Origin of the sequence: Sphingopyxis sp. 113P3 (assembly GCF_001278035.1) — a bacterium.
In the GTDB taxonomy this organism is placed as follows: Bacteria; Pseudomonadota; Alphaproteobacteria; order Sphingomonadales; family Sphingomonadaceae; genus Sphingopyxis.
This window is the reverse complement of sequence record NZ_CP009452.1, coordinates 3018579-3037815: the sequence shown is the minus strand read 5'-3', so window position 1 is coordinate 3037815 and position 19237 is coordinate 3018579. Positions and strand designations below refer to the sequence as shown.

Annotated in this window: 15 protein-coding genes and 1 other RNA gene; 10 read left to right on the top strand and 6 right to left on the bottom strand. The window is 66.4% G+C overall.

Annotated features, from left to right (window positions below):
- The first annotated feature begins 16 nt into the window (after positions 1 to 16).
- Positions 17 to 374: a transfer-messenger RNA gene (gene ssrA / locus LH20_RS23010) on the top strand.
- Between the two features lie 93 nt (positions 375 to 467).
- Here the strand turns inward: ssrA and LH20_RS14695 are convergent.
- Positions 468 to 740: a hypothetical protein gene (locus LH20_RS14695; protein WP_053554866.1), complete on the bottom strand. Its 273-nt coding sequence runs from the start codon at positions 738 to 740 to the stop codon at positions 468 to 470.
- Between the two features lie 168 nt (positions 741 to 908).
- Between LH20_RS14695 and LH20_RS14690 the strand changes: the two genes are divergently transcribed.
- The 3 genes from LH20_RS14690 (at position 909) to LH20_RS14680 (ending at position 6819) form a co-directional block, all read left to right on the top strand.
- Positions 909 to 2666 (top strand): class I adenylate-forming enzyme family protein, encoded by a 1758-nt coding sequence (locus LH20_RS14690; protein WP_053554865.1) that lies wholly within the window; start codon positions 909 to 911, stop codon positions 2664 to 2666.
- Between the two features lie 143 nt (positions 2667 to 2809).
- Positions 2810 to 5800, top strand: a complete 2991-nt coding sequence (locus LH20_RS14685) for a DUF2339 domain-containing protein (protein WP_053554864.1) — start codon at positions 2810 to 2812, stop codon at positions 5798 to 5800.
- The gene (locus LH20_RS14680; protein WP_053554863.1) at positions 5797 to 6819 is read left to right on the top strand and encodes a formylglycine-generating enzyme family protein; all 1023 of its coding nucleotides are present in this window, start codon (positions 5797 to 5799) and stop codon (positions 6817 to 6819) included. Before LH20_RS14685 ends, LH20_RS14680 begins: the two co-directional genes overlap by 4 nt.
- Here LH20_RS14680 and hutU read toward each other — a convergent pair.
- Genes hutU through hutI form a run of 4 tightly spaced genes read right to left on the bottom strand, consistent with a single transcriptional unit; the run spans position 6809 to position 11962 of the window.
- Positions 6809 to 8467 (bottom strand): urocanate hydratase, encoded by a 1659-nt coding sequence (hutU, locus tag LH20_RS14675; RefSeq protein WP_053554862.1) that lies wholly within the window; start codon positions 8465 to 8467, stop codon positions 6809 to 6811. The genes LH20_RS14680 and hutU overlap by 11 nt on opposite strands.
- Positions 8464 to 9267, bottom strand: coding sequence for an N-formylglutamate deformylase (hutG, locus tag LH20_RS14670; RefSeq protein WP_053554861.1), 804 nt, complete (start codon positions 9265 to 9267; stop codon positions 8464 to 8466). Before hutG ends, hutU begins: the two co-directional genes overlap by 4 nt.
- Positions 9264 to 10781 (bottom strand): histidine ammonia-lyase, encoded by a 1518-nt coding sequence (gene hutH / locus LH20_RS14665; RefSeq protein ID WP_053554860.1) that lies wholly within the window; start codon positions 10779 to 10781, stop codon positions 9264 to 9266. Before hutH ends, hutG begins: the two co-directional genes overlap by 4 nt.
- Complete coding sequence (gene hutI / locus LH20_RS14660) at positions 10778 to 11962, bottom strand: imidazolonepropionase (RefSeq protein ID WP_144423705.1); 1185 nt, start codon at positions 11960 to 11962, stop codon at positions 10778 to 10780. Before hutI ends, hutH begins: the two co-directional genes overlap by 4 nt.
- A gap of 57 nt (positions 11963 to 12019) precedes the next feature.
- Here hutI and LH20_RS14655 point away from each other — a divergent pair, with 57 nt between their 5' ends.
- The 6 genes from LH20_RS14655 (at position 12020) to LH20_RS14630 (ending at position 18333) form a co-directional block, all read left to right on the top strand.
- Positions 12020 to 13369 carry a formimidoylglutamate deiminase gene (locus LH20_RS14655; RefSeq protein ID WP_053554858.1) on the top strand — a complete coding sequence of 450 codons (1350 nt, stop codon included), beginning with the start codon at positions 12020 to 12022 and terminating at the stop codon, positions 13367 to 13369.
- Positions 13366 to 14061, top strand: a complete 696-nt coding sequence (locus LH20_RS14650; protein WP_053554857.1) for a UTRA domain-containing protein — start codon at positions 13366 to 13368, stop codon at positions 14059 to 14061. The genes LH20_RS14655 and LH20_RS14650 overlap by 4 nt, the downstream gene beginning before the upstream one ends.
- 97 nt (positions 14062 to 14158) lie before the next feature.
- A complete protein-coding gene (locus tag LH20_RS14645) occupies positions 14159 to 15559 on the top strand; it encodes an FAD/NAD(P)-binding protein (RefSeq protein WP_235526992.1) in 1401 nt (466 codons plus the stop codon).
- A 273-nt stretch (positions 15560 to 15832) separates the two neighbouring features.
- Positions 15833 to 16750: an NAD(P)H-dependent flavin oxidoreductase gene (locus LH20_RS14640; protein ID WP_053554856.1), complete on the top strand. Its 918-nt coding sequence runs from the start codon at positions 15833 to 15835 to the stop codon at positions 16748 to 16750.
- An 18-nt stretch (positions 16751 to 16768) separates the two neighbouring features.
- Entirely contained in the window at positions 16769 to 17545 is a 777-nt protein-coding gene (locus LH20_RS14635; RefSeq protein WP_053554855.1) for an SDR family oxidoreductase, read from the top strand.
- Positions 17542 to 18333 carry an enoyl-CoA hydratase/isomerase family protein gene (locus LH20_RS14630; RefSeq protein WP_053554854.1) on the top strand — a complete coding sequence of 264 codons (792 nt, stop codon included), beginning with the start codon at positions 17542 to 17544 and terminating at the stop codon, positions 18331 to 18333. Before LH20_RS14635 ends, LH20_RS14630 begins: the two co-directional genes overlap by 4 nt.
- A gap of 10 nt (positions 18334 to 18343) precedes the next feature.
- Here the strand turns inward: LH20_RS14630 and LH20_RS14625 are convergent, their stop codons facing one another.
- Positions 18344 to 19192: an FAS1-like dehydratase domain-containing protein gene (locus LH20_RS14625; protein WP_053554853.1), complete on the bottom strand. Its 849-nt coding sequence runs from the start codon at positions 19190 to 19192 to the stop codon at positions 18344 to 18346.
- Between the last annotated feature and the right edge of the window lie 45 nt (positions 19193 to 19237).

Sequence of the window (19237 nt, the reverse complement as noted above, 5' to 3'; positions counted from 1 at the left end):
TGAAAAACCCGCCTGCGCTCTTTCCAAGCGCGGGCGGGTTTCCTATATCCGTTGTGCCGGTTTCGACCGGCTATGAGGATAAATGGTGTCGTGGAATAGACACAGCGGACCCGGGGGCAGTACCCGGCGGCTCCACCACAAACCCGCACGCTTTCGAAGGGGTGCGCGGGCTTCTGACGGGGCCGAACCAGGATCGACGTGTGTTCAAAGACGGTGCTTTCTTCCGGGCTGAGTAACCCGTTAAAGGCTCAAAACCAATAAGTGCTAACGATAACGAAGCACTCGCTCTTGCTGCCTAACCGATAAGCCTCACGGCCTAAGGTTAGACAAATAGAACGCGGTTCGGACCGAACCGGGCAACAGAATCGGATACCAGCGGCTGGGGACGAGCCGGGCAACAGAATCGTCCCACCCTCCCATGATATATCAGACTGGCGCCGGACAGCGCCGCGCTTTCGCTTCGCAAATCAATAGCCGGGCGGGTCGCTTGCGGGGAAGGATTCGTCGCTTGCCTGGTCCACCTCATCCCACGCCCGGGCTGCGGGATCGCGCATCGCGTCGGGTCCTGCCGAACGCGTCTGGGCGAAATTTTCAGGATCGGTTTCGGCATTGGAAAAGGCGGCCGCATGGCCATCGTGACGTGCGCTGCGTCGCCAACGCCATAGGGCAAAGACCCCCGCGCCCGCGGCGAGCGTCGCGGTGAGGACGGGGAGGGCGAAGCGGCGAATAGCTGGTAGCATGCGGGGTCCCTTTCACCGAAGGCGACGGCAGATTATCGCGCCGGTTCCCATACGGCGTCAATCCTTTCGCAGGACCGCGCGGGTCGCGGCTTGCCTTCATCGGGTTTCTCATCGAAACTCGTCTGCGAATCCGGCACAGCGACCGGTCAGGACATCGAGGAGAAGCGAATGGCGAACGACATGCCCGGTGTGCCGGTGGTGCCGCTCGACCCTGCCTGGCCCAAGATGTCGCTGGCCGAGGCGACCGCCGCGCTCACCGCGCCGGGCGCGCGGTTCGAAATGGATACCGCCGTGATCCGCGGGGTTGTGACGCGCGTCTGGAAAAATGCGCCGCACGATCTCGGTGCACTTCTCGACCTCTCGCGAACGCATGGCGAGCAGCTTTTCACCATCCTCGACGACGAGCGTGTAAGCTTCGAGGCGAACTACCGCGCCGCCTCTGCTTTTGCCCGGGCGCTAGAGAGCTTCGGGGTCGGCAAGGGTGACCGGGTTGCTTTCGCGATGCGCAACCTGCCCGAATGGCCGATGATCTTCTTTGCGATCACTTCGATCGGTGCGATCGCGGTGCCGCTTAACGCCTGGTGGACCGGTGGCGAACTTGCTTACGGAATCGAGGATTCAGAAGCGAAGATACTGATCGTGGATATGGAGCGCTACGAGCGGCTCCGCGAGCATCTCGCCGCGCTACGGTCCGTCGAGCGGGTGATCGTCGCGCGCGCGGGCGCACCGGCAGCGGGCACGGTGGCGCTCGAAGATATGGTGGGCGATCCCAGGAGCTGGGCTGGCCTTCCGGACGCTGAGCGCCCCCGCACCGATCTTGCAAGCGACGATGATGCGGCGATTTTCTATACGAGCGGGACGACCGGCCAGCCCAAGGGGGCGCTTGGCACGCACCGCAACCTGGTAACCAACATATTGTCGGGCGGCTTTTCCGCCGCGCGCAGTTTTCTGCGCCGCGGTGAGCCGGTGCCCGAACCGGCTCCGCGCACGACGCTGACCGTCATTCCGCTGTTTCATGTCACTGCCTGTTCGGCGACACTGATGGGCGCGATGGCGGCAGGCAACACCATGATCTTCATGCGCAAATGGGACGCGGTCCGTGCGATGGAAATCATCGAGCGCGAGAAGGTGAGTGTGACGGGGGGTGTCCCGACAATCGCCTGGCAGCTCATCGAACATCCGGACCGGGCGAAATATGACCTCTCGTCGCTGGAGGCGATCGCCTATGGCGGCGCGCCCTCGGCGCCCGAGCTTGTAAGGCGCATCTACGAAGAGTTTGGCGCGCTGCCTGGCAACGGCTGGGGCATGACCGAAACGATGGCGACCGTTACCTCGCATGGCGCTGAGGACTATCTCGCACGCCCGACGAGCGCCGGACCGCCGGTTGCCGTCGCCGACATAGAGATCCGCGCCGAGGACGGGGTGACCGTCCTGCCGGCCGGTACGGTGGGCGAACTCTGGGCGCGCGGGCCGATGATCGTGAAAGGCTATTGGAACAAGCCTGACGCCACGGCAGAAACCTTCGTCGACGGCTGGGTGCGCACCGGCGACCTTGCGCGGCTCGATGACGAGGGTTTCGTCTATATTGTCGACCGCGCGAAGGACATGGTGCTGCGCGGCGGCGAGAATATTTACTCATCAGAGGTCGAGAACGCCCTCTACGAGCATCCAGCTGTGACCGACTGCGCGGTGATCGGCATCCCGCACCGCACGCTCGGCGAGGAGCCCGCCGCGGTCGTCCACCTCGCCCCCGGCACGCGCGCGGACGAGGCCGAGTTGCAGGGCTGGGTGCGCGCGCGCCTTGCCGCATTCAAGGTTCCGGTTGCCATCCGCTTCGTTGCCGAAACGCTGCCGCGCAATGCCAACGGCAAGATATTGAAGAAGGATCTGAAGATGCTGTTCGCGGACAGGGACTTGGCAGCCTGAGCGGCGATCCCCTTCCGATTCTGGCGCATTGCGAGCCGAACGAAGCCATGAGGGAGCCCTGATGCGTGTTCCCGCCGCCGCGATAGACGCTATGATTCCTCCCGCTGATTGATAAAAGCGGACGGGAGTTCGAGGGGATCGGCGTGTTCCAATTTCTGGCGTTTCTGGCGCTCATCATCCTCTTCGTCCTGTTGATGGACGCGCGAAGCCGCTTGAAGCGGGCCGAGGCGACGCTCGAGGAGGCCGCCAGACGGATCGGAGCGCTGCAGCGCCGCGCCGGGCTCCTGCCGCCAAAGTCCGATGAGGTCCTGCCTTCCAAGGCGCCCCTCCGCCCGCCGCCGTCCCAATCGGCTTCGCAAGGGGCGGCCGCTGCACGCGCGCCCATCCCGGCTGTCGCCGAGACAATCAGAGAGGGGGGACCCCCGACTCCCGCGCCGGAGAAACCCGCAGTCGCGCCGACCAAGCCCCTTGACCCCCCCAGGCCGTCGGTCGAAGCCGAAGCGGGGTCGCCGCGCAGCATGGCGTCGCGGTTCGAGGATCTGTTCGGCAAGACGTTGCCGATCTGGGCCGGCGGGATCACGCTCGCGATCGCAGGCGTTCTCATGGTCAGCTACGCCATCGACGAGGGATTTTTCGCGCGGGTCTTCACCCCTGGTGTCCAGATCGTCGCCGGGCTCCTTTTCGGTCTCGCGCTGATCGGCGGGGCCGAATATGCGTGGCGAAACGACGCGCGCCTGCGCGACGTGCGCGTGCCGCAGGCGCTCGCGGGCGCGGGCGTGGCGACGCTTTATGCCGCGATCATGGTTGCCGCCAACGTCTATCTGCTCATCGGACCGCTGCTGGCCTTTGCGGCGCTTGCACTCGTCACCGCCGCGGCGCTTGGACTGTCGCTTCGCTTTGGTCCGCCAAGCGCAGCGCTTGGCCTTGCAGGCGGCCTTGCTGCGCCTGCGCTCGTCGGCGCGGTTGCGCCCGATGTGCCGCTGATCGCGGTGTATCTCGCGCTGACGATCGCGGCGCTCGCGGGAGTCGCGCGGATACGGCGCTGGCCGTGGCTGGCGCTCGCGGCGCTGATCGGCGGTGCAGGATGGGGGCTGTGGATGGTGCTCACCCACCGCGCCCTCGATGCGCTTGGGTCCCTGTCGATCGGCGGGTTCGTCCTGCTGCTCGCGATTGCCATCCCGATGCTGTCGTTCGACGGACCGCGGGCCGCGCTGCTGCGCTCGGCGTCGGCGATCGTCGGCGCGCTCCAGCTGGCCCTGCTCGTTGGTTATGGCGGGTTTGCACCGCTCCATTGGGGCCTTTTTGTACTGATCGCTGCGTCCGGGCAGTGGCTCGCGTGGCGCGAGGAGGGCTTTGCAATCGTCCCGACGGTCAGTGTCGCCTTGTCGCTGTTGCTGCTCGCGGCCTGGCCGGACGCAGCGCCTTTCTGGTTCACACTCATTGGGCTGGCGCTGCTCGCCATTCACGCCCTCCCGCTCCTCGCCCGCCTCTGGAGTGAGCCAGGGACGCTGCGGCGCGCCCTCGAGCTATGTGCGATCGCGCTCGCAATGCCTGTTCTTACCAAATGGCAGCTTTCGGGCATCGGCGATGCAGCACTTGCTCTCGTTGCGCTCGGCGGCGCGGCGCTCGCGGGAGCAGGAATGGCGCGCGGCTGGCACCTCAAGGCGCGTCTCGCCGACCGAAGTTTTTCCTGGCTGACCACTGCCGCCGGAGCGCTTCTCGCGCTGGCGATCCTCCTTCTCCTGCCGCGCTGGATGGCGCCGCTCGCCATCGCTCTGGTTGCCGGGGCGATGCTCCTCTTCGGCAAGGCGGCCGGCGATCGGCGGATCGAGCCCGTGGCGGCGGTCTTTCTCGGCGCGGCGATGCTCGCTCTTCTCGCGGCGCCCCTGGACTTCGCCGAGCTTTCCCGGCTGGTCGACGGAGCGGGCAGAGCCGCGGCGGAGCCCTTCCTCCGCTGGGCGGGCGTCGGTGCGGCTGCCGCCCTGTTCGCGGTGCGCGGCGAGGGCGCGATCGTCCGGCGCATCGGCCAGTTCAGCGCGGCGCTGCTCGCCTATGGTGCCCTCGCCCAGGTCGCCTCGGCCGACTGGCTGCTGCTGGTCCCGGCGCTCGGCGGCGGTGGGGTCCTCATGGCGGCGCGGCGCGTTCCGCTTGCGCGCGTCGATGCAGCGGCGCTTGGTTTCGCGGTTCTGAGCCTTGGCTGGGCAGTTTGGCCGATCGGCGCGTGGTCGTCCGCGGGGCTGCTCTCGCTCGCAGGGCAGGCGATGCCAATCGATGCTGCCATGCTCCCTGCGGACGGGCTGGTGCTGCGGCTTTTCCTTCCGGCGCTGGCGTTCGGCGTACCGCTCTGGTTGGTCCGCGGCGCATTGCCGCGCTGGTTGCTGCTGGCCGCGCTTTACGCCTGCACCATTGTCGGCGGTATCGCGGTCCACAGTCTTTATCGCCTCGGCTTCGCGGCGCTCGCCGGCCGTGACTTTGTCGCGACCGGGATCGCGCAGCGCCTCCTCTGGGAAGCGCTTCTGATTGGCGGCGGCTGGCTCGCGAGAGAGCGCGGGGCGTCAGCGCTCGCGCGGCCGCTTGTGGTCGCGGGCACGCTCCATGCGATCGTCTATGGCCTTCTCCTTCATAACCCGCTCTGGGCCGGCCAGGCGGTGGGCGGCTGGCCTCTTGTCAATCTGCTTGCGCCGCTCTTCTTCATGGCGGGGGCTGGAGCTGTGCTCGCGCCGCGGCTCTTCCCTTCCGCCCCTGCTTCGCTCGAGCGCGGAGTTCAGATTGTCTTGATGCTGCTCGTCGCGGGGTTCGCCTGGGCAACGTTACGCCAGATTTTCCACGGTAGCCTGCTCGTCGATCCAGGTGTCGCGCCCGCCGAGAATATATTGCGCTCGCTGCTCATCCTCGTGCTTGCAATCGGCTTTCTCTTGTGGGGAATCCGCACCGCGCGCCGCGACTGGCGCATTGCCTCGCTCCTGCTGATGCTCTTCGCGGTCGGCAAGGTGTTCTTGTTCGATGCTTCGGGGCTCGAGGGGCTGCTGCGCATCGGCTCCTTCGTTGCGCTTGGCTTCAGCCTGATCGGCATCGGCTGGCTCTATAGCCGTCAATTGGCGGGGAGCACGGCATTGCAAGAGGCCAATCCATGAACCGGTCGCCGCTCCTTTCCGCCCTGGCTCTCGCAATTCTTGCGAGCCTCGCGGCGTGCGGGGACGGAAATGCGCCGGCGGATCAGCAGGCCGCCGCGAGCCCGCGCCGCTGCGCGCCGATCGGCGATACGCCGGTTCATATCTCGGGCGGCAGCTTCGCAATGGGCGAGGACGACGTCTATGCCGAGGAGGGACCCGTGCGACAGACGCGGGTCGATGGCTTCTGGATCGACCCGCACGAGGTCACCAACCGCCAGTTCGCAGCTTTCGTCAAAGCGACCGGCTATGTCACCGTCGCGGAAAAACCGGTCGATCCCAGGCAGTTCCAGGTTCCAGTCGAGCAGATTCCGCCCGACATGCTGAAACCGGGGTCCGCGGTCTTCACGCCGCCCGATTTTCCTTCGAACAATTATAACGACTGGTGGAAATATGTGCCGGGCGCGAACTGGAAGAAACCCTATGGCCCCGACGGCCCCGAACAGGTCCCCGATGAGCCCGTGGTCCACCTCGCGTGGGACGATATGGTCGCCTATGCAAACTGGGCGGGTGGGCGCCTTCCGACCGAGGCTGAGTGGGAATATGCAGCGAGCGCGGGCAAGCCATCGCGCAACGTCCAGCCCACCGAGGCGAACAGCTGGCAAGGCTCTTTCCCCAACTACAATGCCGAAACCGATGGCTTCAAGGGCATCGCTCCCGTCGGCTGCTATGAGCCTAACGCCAATGGTCTTTATGACATGGTCGGAAATGTCTGGGAGGTGACATCCGATTTCTTTCGCCCTGGCCACGACCCTGAAGATCGCGACAATCCCAAGGGGCCGGACGAAAATCACGCCTACGACCCCTTCAACCCCGGCATGCCCTCGCGGACTGTGAAGGGGGGCAGCTATCTTTGCGCGCCAAATTATTGCCAGCGCTACCGCCCGGCCTCGCGCCAGGGGCGCGATCCGGGCCTTGGCACCAGCAACGTGGGCTTTCGCCTCGTCTACGACCGGCCGCCCGCGAAAGTCCTCACGCCATGATCGAGGGCAGATCGAGGCCCTGTTCGCGCGCGCAGGCGATCGCCGCGTCATAGCCCGCGTCGGCGTGCCGCATCACGCCGGTTGCAGGGTCGTTCCAGAGAACGCGGCCGAGGCGCTCGGCGGCCTCATCGCTGCCGTCGGCCACGATCACCATGCCCGCGTGCTGCGAATAGCCCATGCCGACGCCGCCGCCGTGGTGGAGCGACACCCAGGTCGCGCCGCTCGCGGTGTTGAGGAGCGCGTTGAGGAGGGGCCAGTCGCTGACAGCATCGCTGCCATCGCGCATCGCTTCGGTTTCGCGGTTTGGGCTTGCGACCGATCCCGAATCGAGATGGTCGCGGCCGATCACGACGGGCGCCTTGAGTTCGCCCTTTGCTACCATCTCATTGAACGCGAGGCCGAGCCGGTGGCGCTCGCCGAGCCCGACCCAGCAGATGCGCGCGGGCAGGCCCTGAAACTGGATGCGCTCGCGCGCCATGTCGAGCCAGCGGTGCAGATGCGCATTGTCGGGGAGGAGTTCCTTCACCTTGGCGTCGGTCTTGTAGATATCTTCGGGATCGCCGGACAGCGCGGCCCAGCGAAAGGGGCCGACGCCGCGACAGAAAAGCGGCCGGATATAGGCGGGAACGAAGCCGGGAAAGGCGAAGGCGTCCGCGACGCCCTCGTCAAAGGCAACCTGGCGGATATTATTGCCATAATCGACCGTCGGCACGCCCGCCTTCCAGAAGTCGAGCATCGCGCGCACATGCACCGCCATTGACGCGCGTGCTGCACGGTCGACCGTTTGCGGGTCGCTTTCGCGCTTGGCGAACCACTCCTCAAGGCTCCAGCCCTGCGGCAGATAGCCATTGACCGGATCGTGGGCGGAAGTCTGATCGGTCACCAGGTCGGGGCGCACGGAGCGGCGCACGAGTTCTGGATAGATATCGGCGGCGTTGGCGCAGAGCCCCACCGAGATCGGCTCCTTGGTCTGCCCGATCATCGCCAGCGCCTCGTCGAGGCTTTTCGCCTCGACATCGAGATAGCCGGTCTCGAGCCGCATCGCGATCCGGCTCGGCTGGCATTCGATCGCAAGGCAGCTCGCACCGGCCATCACCGCCGCGAGGGGCTGCGCGCCGCCCATGCCGCCCAGTCCGGCGGTCAGGATCCAGCGGCCCGAAAGATCGCCGTCATAATGCTGGCGGCCCGCCTCGACGAAGGTTTCGTAGGTGCCCTGAACGATGCCCTGGCTGCCGATATAGATCCAGCTTCCCGCGGTCATCTGACCGTACATCATCAAGCCCTTCTTATCGAGCTCGTGGAAATGATCCCATGTCGCCCATTTAGGAACGAGATTCGAATTGGCGAGCAGCACGCGCGGAGCGTGGCGGTGCGTCTTGAATACGCCCACCGGCTTTCCCGACTGGACGAGCAGCGTTTCATCGTCCTCGAGGCGCTGCAGCACCTCGACGATGCGGTCGAAGCTCTCCCAGTCGCGCGCTGCGCGGCCGATGCCGCCATAGACCACCAGCTCGTGCGGCGCCTCGGCAACGCGCGGGTCGAGATTGTTCATCAACATGCGCAGCGGCGCCTCGCTCAGCCAGCTCTTGGCATTGAGCTCGGGGCCGGTCGGCGCCGTGATGCGGCGCTGATTGTCGAGGCGGGTCATGGGCGTCCTTTCGCAAAGGCCAGCGCGGCTGCGAGGAGCTGACGCAGCACGGGGCGGATTGGGGGGGCGGGGTCGATCGGGGGCGGCCAATCGAGCTCGGAGAGTGTCTCAGCCTCGGCCATATAGCCTCGCATCGCGAGCTCCATCTGGATCGCGTGAACGCCGTCTTCGGGGCGGCCGTAATGGCGCGTCGTCCAGCCCCCCTTGAAGCGGCCGTTGACGACATGGCTTTCGCCGCTTGCCGCACAGATATTTGCGATCGCGGCTTCAAGCTCCCCGTCGCAGGTCACACCGCCATTGGTGCCGATGTTGAACTGCGGCAGCTCGCCCTCGAAAAGGCGCGGCACGCGGCTGCGTATCGAATGTGCGTCATAGAGGACGACGCGGCCATGCGCATCGCGCAGGCGCGCGAGTTCGGCCGATAGCGCCTCATGATAGGGTCTGTGATATAGCTGAAGCCGCCGGGTGATCTCGGCCTCGTCGGGCTCGCCGAAACGATAGAGCGGGGCGCCGTCGAAGGTCGTGCTCGGACAGAGCTCGGTCGTGGCCTGGCCGGGGTAGAGCGACGCGCCCGAGGGATCGCGGTTCATGTCGATGACGCTGCGCGAGATATCGCTCGCAATGAGCGTCGCACCCATGTCGGCCGCGAAGGCGTAGAGGTCTTCGATCCACCAGTCGGTGTCGAGCAGCGCGCGCGCGGGCGAGATGAACTGGTCGTCGAGTCCGGCGAGGTCGGTGCCGCCGTGCGGAAAGGCGACGACGAGCGGCTCGGTGCCGCGCTGGATCCGCGGCGCGTTCATGGCGCGACCCCGGGGAGATCGAGCGCTGTGACCAGGGCGCCCGAACGCACGAGGGCAATCGCGGCCGCCATGTCGGGTGCCATGTAGCGATCTCCCTTCAAGGTGGGCACGGCAGCGCGCAGCCGCTCTCGCACGGCCTCGATCGGGGGGCTCGATGCGAGCCCGGCGTGGAAATCGCAGCCCTGCGCGCCGGCGAGCAATTCGATGCCGAGGATCGCGTCGACGTTCGAGACCATTGCTTCGAGCCGACGCGCGCCGTGCGCTGCCATGCTGACATGATCCTCCTGATTGGCCGAGGTGGGGATCGAATCGACGCTCGCGGGCATCGCTCGCTGCTTGTTTTCGGAAACCAGGGCCGCGGCGGTGACCTGCGGAATCATGAAGCCCGAATTGAGCCCAGGTTCGGGGGTGAGGAAGGCAGGAAGTCCTGAGAGCGCGGGGTCGACGAGCATGGCCATGCGCCGTTCGGCGAGGCTGCCGATCTCGCACAACGCCAATGCGATCATGTCCGCGGCGAAGGCCACGGGCTCGGCGTGAAAATTTCCGCCCGATAGCGCTTCGTCGGTTTCTGCGAAGATCAGCGGATTGTCCGACACCCCATTCGCCTCGATCGCGAGCGTCGCGGCCGCCTGGCGCAGAAGGTCGAGCACGGCGCCCATCACCTGGGGCTGGCAGCGCAGGCAATAGGGGTCCTGGACGCGCAGGTCATCGATGCGGTGCGACGCGCGGATCGCCGAGCCTTCCATCAGCATGCGCAGCGCCGCTGCGGTCTCTATCTGACCCTTGTGTCCGCGAAGTTCATGGATGCGCGGGTCGAAGGGCGCGTCGGATCCCTTCGCGGCCTCTGTCGAGAGGATTCCGGTGACGAGCGCGCTGCGATAGAGTCGCTCGGCCTCAATGAGCGCATGGAGCGCGTAGGCGGTCGAGAATTGCGTGCCATTGAGCAGCGCGAGCCCTTCCTTGGGGCCGAGCGCGACGGGCGCGAGTCCGGCGTTCGCGAACGCTGCGCTCGCCGGTCGCCGCTCGCCCTTCTCGTAGACCTCTCCGACCCCGATCATTGCGGCGGTCATATGGGCGAGAGGAGCGAGATCGCCCGAGGCGCCGACCGATCCTTGCGCCGGAACGAGGGGGATCAGGTCGCGGTGCAGCATCGCTTCAAGCAGCGCGATGGTGGCGGGGCGGACGCCCGAGGCGCCGCGCGCGAGGCTTGCAAGTTTCAGTCCCATCATGAGCCGTACGACCGGAACCGGCGCAGGATCGCCCACGCCCGCGGCGTGACTGAGGACAATATTGCGCTGAAGCGCGGTCAAATCGGCGTCGTCAATGCGCACGCTCGCGAGCTTTCCAAAGCCCGTGTTGATCCCGTAGACGGGCGTGTGCTGCGCGAGGATGCGGGTCACCGCGGCGGCGCTTTCGGCGATCAGCGGAGCGGTCGCGGGATCGAGGGTCGCTGGCGTCCCGTCGCGCAGGTCGCGCCACGCCGCGATCGTCATATGTCCAGGCTCGATGATCATTGTGCGTCCTTGATGCGCTGATGAAGCGGGTTGAGGCCGATGCGGTAAACGAGCTCGGCGGGGTCGGCGGTGTTCCAGATCGCAAGATCGCAGGCCTTGCCTGCCTCAAGCGTCCCGATCTCGCTCGAGAGTCCAAGCGCTGCCGCAGCGTTGACAGTGACCCCGCGCAGTGCCTCGGTCACGGTCAATCCGAAAAGCGTCGCACCCATGTTGAGCATCAACAGGAGCGAGCTTGTCGGCGAGGTGCCGGGGTTGCAGTCGGTCGCGAGCGCGATCCGCACACCGTGCTGCCGCATGGCCTCGACGGGCGGCAGGCGTGTCTCGCGCATGAAATAAAAGGCGCCGGGCAAGAGCACCGCGACCGTCCCGGCCGCCGCCATCGCACGAACATCTTCGTCGCTTGCATGTTCAAGATGGTCGGCCGACAGCGCGCCGCGCCGCGCGGCGAGTGCGCTGCCATGGAGCGCCGACAACTGCTCGGCGTGGATCTTGACCGCCAGGCCATGGGCTTCGGCCGCTGCGAACACCCGTTCGCACTGGGCGGGCGAAAATCCGATCCCCTCGCAAAAGGCGTCGACCGCGCTCGCGAGCGCCGCCGCGGCTGGGATCATCTCACGCACGACGAGGTCGATGTAGCCGTCGCTGTCGTCCGCATATTCGGGGGGCAGCGCGTGGGCGCCGAGGAAGGTCGGCGCCAGGCGGATACGGCGCGCGCGGGCGAGCGCGTGGGCGGCGCGGAGCATCTTGAGCTCGCTCGCGGTGTCGAGGCCGTAGCCCGACTTGATCTCGATCGTCGTCACACCCTCTGCGATCAGCGCGTCGAGGCGTGGCAGTGCGGTTTCGACCAGTTCGGCCTCGCTTGCCGCGCGCGTCGCGCGCATCGTCGAGACAATGCCCCCGCCCGCACGGGCGATAGCCTCATAGCTCGCGCCCTCAAGGCGCATCGCCCATTCGCTCGCCCGGCTTCCGGCGTGGATGAGGTGGGTGTGGCAGTCGATCAGTCCCGGCGTGATCAGCCGCCCTTCGCAATCGAGCGTTCGCGCCGCACCCGAGGGCGCGTCCCTCGCAGGCCCCGCATAGACGATGCGGCCTTCCTGTGCCGCGACAACGCCATCGTCGATCAGGCCGAGGCCGTCGCCGGCCATCGTCGCGAGTCGGGCATTTTTCCAGCAAAGGTCCATCTGGACAGTCTCGTGCGAACCGGCCATTATGTCTAGACATAATATGAAGGGCCTCCGATGACGGCATATTGGTTCGAACGCGCTTTTATCGGCGATCGCTGGCAAGCCGGGGTGCGGCTCACCGTTGCCGAAGGTTGCATCGCCTCGATCGAAACCGGCGTTACGGCGCAGCGCGGCGACGAATGCCACCAGGCGATTCTGCCCGCCTTGTGCAACGTTCACAGCCACGGCTTTCAGCGCGGTATGGCTGGTCTTTCAGAGCGGCAGAGCCAGGCCGATGACAATTTCTGGAGCTGGCGCGAAACCATGTACCGCTTCCTCGATCGGCTCACGCCAGAGGATGTCGCCGCGATCACCGCGCAGGCTTATGCCGAGATGCTCGAAACCGGCTTCACCCGCGTGGGCGAATTTCACTATCTCCACCATGATCCAACAGGCGCGCCCTATGCCGATCGCGCCGAAATGGCGGGCGCGATCGCGGCCGCAAGTGCGGCGAGCGGGATCGGCTTGACCCTGCTGCCGGTCTTCTATGCGCATGGCGGCTTCGGCGGGGCGCCGCCGGCTCCGGGCCAAAGGCGCTTCCTCTCGGGCATCGACGAATTTGCCGCACTCTTCGATGCGGCGCGCGGCAAGCTTTCCGGCAGTGACCGGATCGGAATCGCGCCGCATTCGCTGCGGGCAGTGACGCCGGAGGAGCTCACCGCGCTGCTTACCCTGTCGCCGACAGGTCCGGTCCATATCCACGCAGCCGAGCAGGTGAAAGAAGTCGAGGACTGCACCGCGTGGAGCGGGGCGCGTCCGGTCGAATGGCTGCTTGCCAACGCGGGCGTCGACGAGCGCTGGTGCCTCATTCACGCGACGCATCTGACCAGCGCCGAAACCCGCGCGCTCGCGGAAAGCGGCGCGGTGGCGGGGCTGTGTCCGGTGACCGAGGCCAATCTCGGCGACGGCATATTTCCAGCGTCCGGCTATCTCGCGGCGGGCGGGCGTTTCGGGGTCGGTACCGACAGCAATATCCTTATCGATGCGGCGCAGGAGCTGCGCGCACTCGAATATTCGCAGCGCCTCGCGCACCAGGCGCGTGCTTTGCTCGCGGACGCGGACATGCCCTTCGTCGGCGCTCACCTATTTATCCGGGCGCTCGGAGGCGGCGCGCAGGCGCTCGGCGTTTCGGCGGGACTTGCAATAGGCGAAGCGGCGGACATGGTGTCGCTCGACATGAATCACCCCGCGTTTGCCGGGGCTGATGATGCGACGCTCATAGACCGCTGGATATTTGCGGCGCGCGCCGGGGCGATCGACTGCGTCTGGCGCGCTGGTGTCAAGCGCGTCGAGGCGGGGCGACACCTCGATGCGGAGGCCATCGCTGCCGGCTATCGCGCTTGCCTGGCGCGGCTCCTTGCATGAATCCCGCAAGGCGTATCCGCGACGAGATTGCGGCCTCGATCCGCTCGGGCGTCTGGCGGCCGGGCCACCGCATCCCGACCGAGCAGGAGCTTGCCGCGCAATATGGCTGCGCGCGCGCAACGGTCAGCAAGGCGCTCAGCGAGCTTGCGGCTTCAGGGCTGATCGAAAGACGTCGCAAGGCCGGATCCTTCGTCGGCCACCCGGCGGTTCATTCGGCAGTGATGACCGTCCCCGATCTTGCCGAGCTGATTGCTTCGCGCGGGGAGGCCTATCGCTGGCAGGCTCTGACCATCGAACGCGCGGCGGCGGGCAGCGGTTTTTCGGGACCAGCGCTGGCGATCGAGGGCATCCACTTCGCCGGCGACCAACCGTTCGCGCTCGAACAGCGGCGGATCGCGCTCGGCGAGGTCGCTGGCGCGGCGGACGCCGATTTCGAGGCGCAGCCCCCGGGCACCTGGCTGCTCGCGCATATCCCGTGGACCGAGGGGCGCCACGTCATCCGCGCGGTAACCCCCACGCGCAAGGAGGCAAGATTACTCGGGATCAATCCGTCTCTTGCCTGCCTTGAACTCGATCGCACAACCTGGCGCGCCGCGCGGATCGTGACCCGCGTCCGTCAGCTCTTTCGAGGGGATCGTTTCGATTTGATTGCCGAATTCCGTCCGGGCCCTGAAAGCGCACGGCCTGACTGATTGCCTTTGCATTCTCAACTGAATTACTTATCTTAAACATTCCGGGACGCATCGACGGGTTCGTGGGTCCTGCGCGCGCAGAGGATGGGTAGCTAAGATGATCATGGACACGGCTCTTCATGCACCGCGGCCGCGCTTTCGAACCGCGACCCGCGTTGCCATCGTAGGGGCGGGCTTTTCAGGAACCATGCTCGCGCTCAATCTCCTCGAGCAACCGCATGTCGAGGTGCTCCTGATCGAGCGCGACCGACATCGTATGGGGGCGGGTGTCGCTTACAGCAGCCTGGAAAGCGCGCACCTCTTGAATGTCCGCGCCGGAAATATGAGCGCTTTTGCCGATCGCCCCGATCATTTTCGCGAATGGCTGGCTCGCCTGGGCCTTGGCTGTGAAGGCGCGTTCGTCACCCGCGCCACCTATGGGCGCTACCTGCGCGAGGCGCTCGGCGCGGCGATGGAGCGTTATGGCCGCCGGCTCAAGCTCGTTGATGACGAGGTGCTCGATATCGAGGAGCGGGGCGGCCGCGTGACGCTTGGCCTCGTCAATGGCGGGCTGATCGAGGCCGATCGCGCGGTGCTCGCGATCGGCAATCTGCCGCCGCACGATCCTCCTGCGGTTGCGCACGCGCGGCTGCCGGCCCGCTTCTATGTCGGCGATCCCTGGGCGGCACCTTTCGAGGAAGGTCTCGAGCCGGGCGCCCCCGTTCTGGTGATCGGAACCGGGCTGACGGCGGTCGACGTCGTCCTGCGCCTCGTCAGCCACGGTTTTGATGGTCCGATCGTGGCCATGTCGCGGCGGGGCCTTCGCCCGCATCGCCACCTCGAGACGTTGCCGCGACCGAAACCCGTTCTGGCCAAGCCCGCTCCCGAACTCTCCGAGCTCGTCCGTTGGGCGCGGCGTGCTGCGCGCAGTACCGACTGGCGGCTGGTCGTGGATTCGCTGCGTCCGATTACCCAGATGATGTGGGCGTCGGCCGATGCGCCGAAACGCGCGCGCTTCCTGAGGCATCTGCGTCCCTTCTGGGACGTGCACCGTCACCGCCTGGCCCCATCGGTCGCCGACCGGATCGAGGCTCTCGTCGCCTCAGGCCAGTTGCGCTTTGAGGCCGGAAAGATGGCAAGAGTCTCGGCGACTGAGAGTGGAGTAGCGGTGGAGTGGCGTCCGCGCGGGTCTGACGAGCTCAAGATGCTCCATGTCGCGCGTATGATCAATTGCACCGGGCCGCAGGGCGATTTGCTGCGCTCATCCGATCCGCTCGTCCGGCGGATGCTCGCGGCGCGGCGCATTCGGCCCGACGCGCTGCGGCTCGGTCTCGACATCGACCGCGAGGGCCATGTCATCGACGGTCACGGGCGGGCATCGGAGCATATCCTGGCGATTGGCCCCATGACGCGAGGCGACCTGTGGGAAGTGGTCGCGGTCCCCGATATTCGCGTTCAGGTGAGCGCGCTTGCGCGGCGGCTGGTGAATGCGCACTGGATAGCCGGCGAAGGGCTCTGATCTGGATAGAACGCCCCGCAGAGGTTGCAGCACTGATCCCCTTTGTCCCCCGTCCGCCGCGCATGGCAGCCGCGACGGGGGACGAGGTTGTTTGTGCACAATAGAACATTTAGAGAACAAATTCGCTCCGTCAACCCCCGATGCAACCATGGTCTTATCCGCCTTGTAGAAAAGCTTGTCCGCCTCCGGTTGACGTAAAGGTAAACTTGTCTATCCGGCTCGATAGAAATCGGGGCGCATCAGGCTCCGGCAGGAGAAGGGAAGGCGCGGGCGATGTTCGACAATCTGGCGCTGCCGCTGATGTGCGCCCCGATGAGCTTTGCCTCGTCGCCAGCCCTCGCAGAGGCCTGCTGCAAGGCGGGAGTGATCGGCGGCTGGCAGGGCGGGACCTATACGCCGCTTGCGGAATTCGAACGCTATCTTGAGGTTCTTGCCGACATCGGCAGCGCGCCGCCGATCGTCAATCTGCCCGCGCGCATCGCGGGCGAGGAGACGGGGGAGTCCAAGCTTGCACTTCTCGAAAAGCACCGCGCCCCGCTTGTCCTTTGCAGTCTCGGCAATCCCGCGGCACTGATCGAGCGCGTCCACGCATGGGGCGGCAAGGTCGTGCAGGATGTGACGACGATGCGCCATGCGGAAAAGGCGATCGAGGCGGGCGCGGACGGGCTGATGCTGACGTGCGCGGGCGCGGGCGGCCATACCGGATTTCTGACCCCCCTCGCATTCGTTCCGGCCGTTCGCCGCATCTATGATGGTCCGCTGATTGTCGCTGGAGGCATTGCCGATGGCGCAGGTATTGCAGCAGTGCTCGCGCTCGGCGGCGACATTGCTTGCATGGGGACGCGGTTCATCGCGACCCCCGAGAGCGGCGTCGTGGCCGGGCATCGCGCGATGATTCCCTCCACCGGAATCGACGAGATCGTCCTTGCATCGGCGATGAACGGCGTTCCTGCCAACTGGATGCGTCCCTCGATCGAAGCGGTGGGGCTCGACTATCGGACGCTCCCCAAGGAGCGCATCGCCATGCCCGAAGGCGTGCTGCCGTGGCGCGATATCTGGAGTGCCGGGCAGAGCGTTGCCCTGATCGACGCGGTCGAACCTGTCGCAGATCTCGTCGCGCGTCTGACGGTGGAGTTTGAACAGGCCGGCATCGGCATCGACTGGCGCGCGCGTCTTGCGCGCCTCAAGTGAATGGAGCCTTGAAGAAACATGAGCAATGCCCCGCAATTTGATCTCTCCGGCCGCGTCGCGCTGGTCACCGGCGCGTCTTCGGGCCTCGGTGCAGGGTTTGCAAAAGTGCTCGCGGCCGCGGGAGCGAAGGTGGTTCTTGCAGCGCGCCGCGCGGACAAGCTCGCCGAGCAGGTGGCTGAGATCGTGGCCGCGGGCGGCGAGGCGGTCGCCGTCGCGCTCGACGTGACCGATGAAACATCGACCAAGGCGGCGTACGATGCTGCCGAAGCCGCTTTCGGTACGGTCGACACGATCGTCGCCAACGCGGGGATTGCGACCGAGAAACTGGCGCTCGGGCTGTCGGTGGACGAAGTCGACGGTCTGCTCGCGGCCAATGTCCGCGGTGTCTTCCTCACCGTAACCGAGGGCGCGCGTCGGCTCGAAGCTGCGGGCAGCCGCGAAAAGCAGCACGGCCGCGTCGTCATCATCGGGTCGATCACGGCCGACAAGGTTTTTCCTGCCACCTCGGTCTATGGAGCGACCAAGGCGGCGGTGCGCCACATGGGCAAAGCCTTCGCGCGCGAATGGGCGCGGCGCGGGATCAATGTGAACATCATCCAGCCTGGCTATTTCGAGTCCGAGATGACTGCCGACCTGTTTGCCAGCGAGGCGGGGAGAAAATTCGTCGCCACCTTCCCGCGCCAGCGCTTGCGGCCGCCGAGCGATCTTCACGCGCCGCTGCTGCTTCTTTGCTCGGACGCGGCGCAGGGTATCACCGGCGCGGTGATTACCGTCGATGATGGACAGACGCTGTGAGCGGGGAACTGCTCATCGAGACCCGCGGGCAGGTCGAGATTGCCACACTCAACCGGCCCGAGCGTCTCAACGCTCTCAATGAGGGGCTGGTTGAGGAACTCAACGCCTATTTTGGTGCGCTCGCCGAGCGCAAGGAGATACGCGTGGTGATCCTGCGCGGGGCAGGGCGCGGCTTTTGCGCCGGACTCGACATCCAGGAGGATCGCTCGTCGGACGAAACCCCGGTGCTTCGCACGCTGCGCACCCAGACGAGCATCGGCAATATCTATCGCAAGATGCGCGCCTGCCCGCAGCCGATCATCGCGCTCGGCCACGGGGCCGCTGCAGGGGGCGGTCTGTCGCTGCTGCTCGCGTCCGACGTGCGCTACGCTGCGCCTTCCTTCCGTTGCAACGCCGCCTATATCCGCATCGGCCTCGGCGGCTGCGACATGGCGTCGAGCTATTTTCTTCCCCGCCTCGTCGGCGCGAGCCTAGCCTCGGAAATGATCCTGACCGGGCGCTTTATCGATGCCGAACGCGCGCGTGGCGCGGGGCTGATCAGCGAGATCGTCGACGAGGACAATCTGCTCGATCGCGGTCTCGCGCTCGCGGACGAAATGCTGGCGACCAGCCCATGGGGGCTTCGGCTTTCCAAGCAGGCGCTCAATCTCAATATCGACGCGCCGAGCCTCGAGGCAGCGATGGCGATCGAGGACCGTCAGCAGGTCATCCTCTCTGCAACCGAAGATCATAAAGAGGCGCTCGCTGCCTTCCTCGGCAAACGCGCGCCCGAGTATCGCGAGCGCTAGGCTCGAGGCGTCAGCGCGCGGTCGCTGCCATGATCGTGCGCCCATCGGGGCCGATTGCGGCGAGCGCCCACCCGCCCTCCGCCGGGCGGCCGACCAGGTGGAGCTGCTCGCCGGCAAAGGCTGGCGCCTGCGCGCGCATCGTGAATGCGGTGAGCGCGTTCGCGCCAAGCTCGCGCTGCGCGAGATCGAGGAGCAGCGTTGCGGTCAGCGGGCCGTGAACGACGAGGCCGCGATAGCCTTCCGCCTCCGTCGCATAGGGCAGATCGTAATGGATGCGGTGGCTGTTGAAGGTGAGCGCTGAATAGCGAAACAGCATTGCTTCCGTTGGAATAATTGTCCGCTGCCATGTCCAATCCGAAAGATCTGGCGCCTCGTTGGCGGGAACGGGGGCAGGCGGCGGCGGCGCCCCGGCGGCGGCAGCCTCGCGAAACACGATTGTCTGCCGCTCGCGGACCGCGGTCACGCCGTCAGCCAGCGTGTCATGGTCGACCTCGACAAATACGAGCTCGCCGCTGCTCCCCGTCTTCTCCCGGATCGCCGCTATCGTCGAGCGCCGGATGATCGATGCACCTGCCCGGATCGGTGCCAGGAAGTGGATGTCGCTTGCCGCCCACATCCGGCGGGGCAGGGCGATCGGCGGCATGAAGCTGTCCTCGGTATCGACGCGCAGCGGGTGGCCGTCAGCGCCGAGCACGGCGGTCGGGGCGTCGGGCAGACAAAGGCACCAGTGAATCGCCTGCGCCGCGGTCTCGCCAGTTTCGGCGCTATCGATTGTCGCGCGGAACCGGGCCAGCGCGGCCGGCGTCAGCAGATCCTGTTGCTCGAAACTCCGCCCGATCCATCGGTCCCAATCGCTCATGTCGCCTCCTTCGTTTCCATCCTCAGGCGCAAAGCACGGAAGCGG

Excerpts from the sequence above, each read along its gene's own strand:
- LH20_RS14650 (WP_053554857.1), top strand. The coding sequence starts at position 13,366 with ATGAATCCCGCAAGGCGTATCCGCGACGAGATTGCGGCCTCGATCCGC.
- LH20_RS14635 (WP_053554855.1), top strand. The coding sequence starts at position 16,769 with ATGAGCAATGCCCCGCAATTTGATCTCTCCGGCCGCGTCGCGCTGGTC.
- hutI (WP_144423705.1), bottom strand. The coding sequence starts at position 11,962 with ATGGACCTTTGCTGGAAAAATGCCCGACTCGCGACGATGGCCGGCGAC.
- hutU (WP_053554862.1), bottom strand. The coding sequence starts at position 8,467 with ATGACCCGCCTCGACAATCAGCGCCGCATCACGGCGCCGACCGGCCCC.
- LH20_RS14625 (WP_053554853.1), bottom strand. The coding sequence starts at position 19,192 with ATGAGCGATTGGGACCGATGGATCGGGCGGAGTTTCGAGCAACAGGAT.
- hutH (WP_053554860.1), bottom strand. The coding sequence starts at position 10,781 with ATGATCATCGAGCCTGGACATATGACGATCGCGGCGTGGCGCGACCTG.
- hutG (WP_053554861.1), bottom strand. The coding sequence starts at position 9,267 with ATGAACGCGCCGCGGATCCAGCGCGGCACCGAGCCGCTCGTCGTCGCC.
- LH20_RS14690 (WP_053554865.1), top strand. The coding sequence starts at position 909 with ATGGCGAACGACATGCCCGGTGTGCCGGTGGTGCCGCTCGACCCTGCC.
- LH20_RS14695 (WP_053554866.1), bottom strand. The coding sequence starts at position 740 with ATGCTACCAGCTATTCGCCGCTTCGCCCTCCCCGTCCTCACCGCGACG.
- LH20_RS14640 (WP_053554856.1), top strand. The coding sequence starts at position 15,833 with ATGTTCGACAATCTGGCGCTGCCGCTGATGTGCGCCCCGATGAGCTTT.
- LH20_RS14645 (WP_235526992.1), top strand. The coding sequence starts at position 14,159 with ATGATCATGGACACGGCTCTTCATGCACCGCGGCCGCGCTTTCGAACC.
- LH20_RS14655 (WP_053554858.1), top strand. The coding sequence starts at position 12,020 with ATGACGGCATATTGGTTCGAACGCGCTTTTATCGGCGATCGCTGGCAA.
- LH20_RS14680 (WP_053554863.1), top strand. The coding sequence starts at position 5,797 with ATGAACCGGTCGCCGCTCCTTTCCGCCCTGGCTCTCGCAATTCTTGCG.